This window comes from Spiroplasma sp. hy2, assembly GCF_044714365.1.
GTDB classification, from domain to species: Bacteria; Bacillota_I; Bacilli_A; order Mycoplasmatales; family Mycoplasmataceae; genus Spiroplasma; species Spiroplasma phoeniceum.
The window spans coordinates 1-3,645 of record NZ_RXFZ02000103.1 but is presented as its reverse complement, the minus strand read 5'-3'; the positions used below and the strand labels follow the sequence as shown (position 1 = coordinate 3,645).

The window sequence follows — 3,645 nt, the reverse complement described above, 5'->3', positions numbered from 1 at the left end:
TATATTTTATGGCTTATTTTAGTTAATTAATTACTAAAATAACTATTAAGCTTAAAAATAAGGTTTTCATTCATATAAAAAGTGCTACATTTGCATTTACAATTTACATATTTACCTACATATATTAAAAATATACCTAATTTTAGGTATATTTTATAAATATCAAGAGTTTTCGACAAAATTAAAGAAAAATAATGAAAAATTGTAGTTAATAATTTGCTACAATACCTTATTTTTTAAAATATTTTTATTTCCTTTTACAAATTCTTAATTGTCATAAAAATTCATTCATAATTATAAATTTTAAAATTAACTATTTATTTTCTTGTATTTTATATTCATATCGTGTAGTATTTTACATAATTTATTTTATTGTTTAATAACTTTTTTTGTAATATCATTTATAAGTCAGTATTTTTTATAAATTTATAAAGGGGTTATTTGAATATGAGCAACAACGAAAAAGAAATTAGTGAAAATATGAATGGCGATAATGGAAATCGAAATGAAGTTGTTGAGTCTAAAACTGAAAAAAATATCAATAACATTAAATATGGTTGTGCGACATTTGGAAGCATTTTTAAAACAGAATTGTATAACTCGATTGCTCGCGATAAAAAACATTTATTAAGATTTTTGCTAATCTGTTTTATGTCATTTTTATATGGAATTATTTGTATTACTGAAGTTTGAGATCCAGTTGCTAATATTTCAAAAGTACCTATGGCAATTGTCAATCGTGACAATGCAGCTTGTGTTGCTTATGTAAATACAAAAGGTGGGACAGAGTTTATTGATAATGCTGTTAAAGTTGGTTATTTACAAGCAAAAAATTCAGAGGAATGTAGTGGTCAAGCTAGCAAATGATATCAAAGTGAAGGATTTGACCCTAATCAATATGAACTTAATTATCGTTATGCTTCATTAATTGACAGTGTTATTACTAATAATAGCAAATACGATGAAAATTCAAAAACATTAACAACATCGATTGGTGATATTACACCAACAATTAAATATTTAAAAGAAGATGAAATTAACTTTACACCAAATAGTAAATATTGAGTGCAATTAAAAATCCCAACTAGTTATACTTTAAATACATATAAATTAATGCGAGGATTAGCACAAATTGGTGAGCCTAATTTACTGATGATGATGAAAATGATTTCTTTAAAACAATGAATTATTTTAGCAGTAATAAAATGGAATTTTGAGCAACTTATGAACATAGTTTTATGATTGGAAATATGATGAGTATGTTACAAGTTGGTTTTGGAAGTTTAGCAACTAGTATTTTAACAACATTAGCACCAGAAACAATGTTTTGATTATCATCACGTCAAGACCATGGCGAAAGTTCAAACGGTGGTGGTAGTTCTCGTTTTGGTGAGTATTATATTATTCCCAAAAAAATATTAATAATTATGATTGTGATGGGCCCGGAACTGCTTGTTCTCCTGGTGCTAAACCAGGTGAACCATCAAATTTATATAAAGCATTACAACATTTAAAAGAAAAAAATCCGGTTTTATATGAATCTGTAAATAAAATGTTTAATCATATTAAAAATGATGTGCTTGTTTCAATTAATATTGGAATAACAGTTAATCTTAAAAATGGAACAAATTTTACCATTTGCATTTCAAATTATGTTTCCAGATTTAGGAAATCCAAACAATGATCCAAGATGAGAACAACGTGTTTATTTTTCTGAATACAAAACAAAATTATTATCAGTAACACAATACTTTTTAAATAATATGTCACGCTCAACAAGCGTTGATAGACATATTCAAGGATATGAATTTGGAACATATGGATATGGATTAGGATTATATTTCATTTCAATTTCATTATGAATTGGAGCAATTACGCAAACTTTTATTTATCGTAAAAAAAGTTACACACCTAATGCAAAATGATATCAACATTATTTTTCAAAATGATTTACAATGTTAATTACTTCTTATGCTCAAACATTATTATTTTTAGGCTTATTGGCTGTTGGTTATGGAAAATTAGGCTCACCAATTGTTTATATGTTAATGTGAATGATAGTCACCGCGACTGTCTTAACAACAATAACCCAATCTTTATGATATTCGATGCCAGATGATAATGTTGGACGATTCTTATGTATTATTTATACGGTTTTTAATTTAACTGCTGGTGGTGGAAGTTTTCCAGTTATTTTACAAAATGGTTTTTTTCCAAGCAATTAGTTACATTGTGCCATTTAAATATACAATTTTTGGAATGAGCAATATTGTCTATGGAATTGCTTCTAATGAGGGAATTATTAGTATGTACAATACAGAAATTTTAGGATGTTTTGGTGCCTTAATGATTTTCCTAGTAGTTTTCTTAGGAATTGGATTAGGTACCACATATATTTATCGTCGTATTGAAATGTTTGGTACATTCAGTTTAAAAGAGATTTATGAAACAATGGATAGTATTGATGCAACAAAAGACTTTGTTAGAAGTCGCCGTGTTATTAACAACTTAAGTGTTGAATATTCGCTATTAATTAAACAATATATTGATGAGAAACATCGCGAACAAAAAATAAAAAATTTAGAAGATAAAATTAATTCTTTATATAAAGATCTAGCCATAGTTCGAAGCAAAAAATTAGAAGCAATAAGTGAGGTTTATCGTAATCGTTTTGAAGTAATTAAGCAAAAATATGTTGTTTTAGTTCAAAAAGCAGAGATTACTAATGATGCTAAAGATATTCGCAAATCCCAAAAATTAAAAATAAAATTAGAAGCATTAGGGGAAAAAATTATAGAAGCACGCAAAGAAATTGAAATGTTAAAAAGAAATCCAAATTATGCCCGGATTGCTGCTTTAAATGAGCAATATGAAGAATTAAAAGATGAATATATGCTTATATCAAGAACAGTTAATGAACATAGTTCTAAACTAAAATTAAAAAAAGTTTATACATTACGACAAGAATTAACATATTTACAAAAGAAAATTGATGAATTAAATAGTAATACAATGCGAACTATTTTTGATAATCCGCATGATAAAAAAATTAATAAATTAATTGTGCGATATAACTTAGAAAAAGAACAATTAAATCATTTAAAACAAACTAAACCAGAAGATAAATTAATTCCAATTTTTCAAGAAAAATTATTAATTTTAGCTAATAATATTAAAGAATTAGAAGCAAATAAAACTCAAGTTAATCATCATATAGAAGAAAGAATTATAAAATTAAAACGACAATTAGAAGAGTTGAATGCGGAAAAAAATAAAAACTATAAATTATCAAAAATTACAAAAGATGAATCATACAACATTAAAATTCGTAAAATAAAGGAATTATGTAAAATGAAATGCAACAAATCAACTCAGAAAGGAGTTGATTTTTTATTGAAAAGAAACATTATTTTATTTTGCGGTCCTTAGTGAAAAAGTATGGAAAAGATAATGTTATTAATACGGTAAATAATATTGTAATTAATAATGTAGAAGAAGATGAATAAATTATCCGCGTAATTTATTAGCGGTAATTTATTCAATAGACTTCTTGCATAACCTATTAAAATAATTGTAAATATTTTTAAAAAGATACTAATAGCAAATTATAATTTTAATTAATTATGTCTTTTATTTAAAAATMWA

The 3,645-nt window shown here is 25.1% G+C and carries 4 protein-coding genes; all 4 read left to right on the top strand.

The features are described 5' to 3' along the window. Positions 1–447 precede the first annotated feature (447 nt). The gene (locus EHV01_RS03955; protein ID WP_422066296.1) at positions 448–1,287 is read left to right on the top strand and encodes a hypothetical protein; all 840 of its coding nucleotides are present in this window, start codon (positions 448–450) and stop codon (positions 1,285–1,287) included. After that, positions 1,254–1,514, top strand: a complete 261-nt coding sequence (locus EHV01_RS03950; RefSeq protein WP_422066295.1) for a hypothetical protein — start codon at positions 1,254–1,256, stop codon at positions 1,512–1,514. Before EHV01_RS03955 ends, EHV01_RS03950 begins: the two co-directional genes overlap by 34 nt. 105 nt (positions 1,515–1,619) lie before the next feature. Next, positions 1,620–2,225, top strand: coding sequence for a hypothetical protein (locus EHV01_RS03945; RefSeq protein ID WP_422066294.1), 606 nt, complete (start codon positions 1,620–1,622; stop codon positions 2,223–2,225). After that, the gene (locus EHV01_RS03940; protein ID WP_422066293.1) at positions 2,203–3,429 is read left to right on the top strand and encodes a hypothetical protein; all 1,227 of its coding nucleotides are present in this window, start codon (positions 2,203–2,205) and stop codon (positions 3,427–3,429) included. The genes EHV01_RS03945 and EHV01_RS03940 overlap by 23 nt, the downstream gene beginning before the upstream one ends. Positions 3,430–3,645 lie beyond the last annotated feature (216 nt).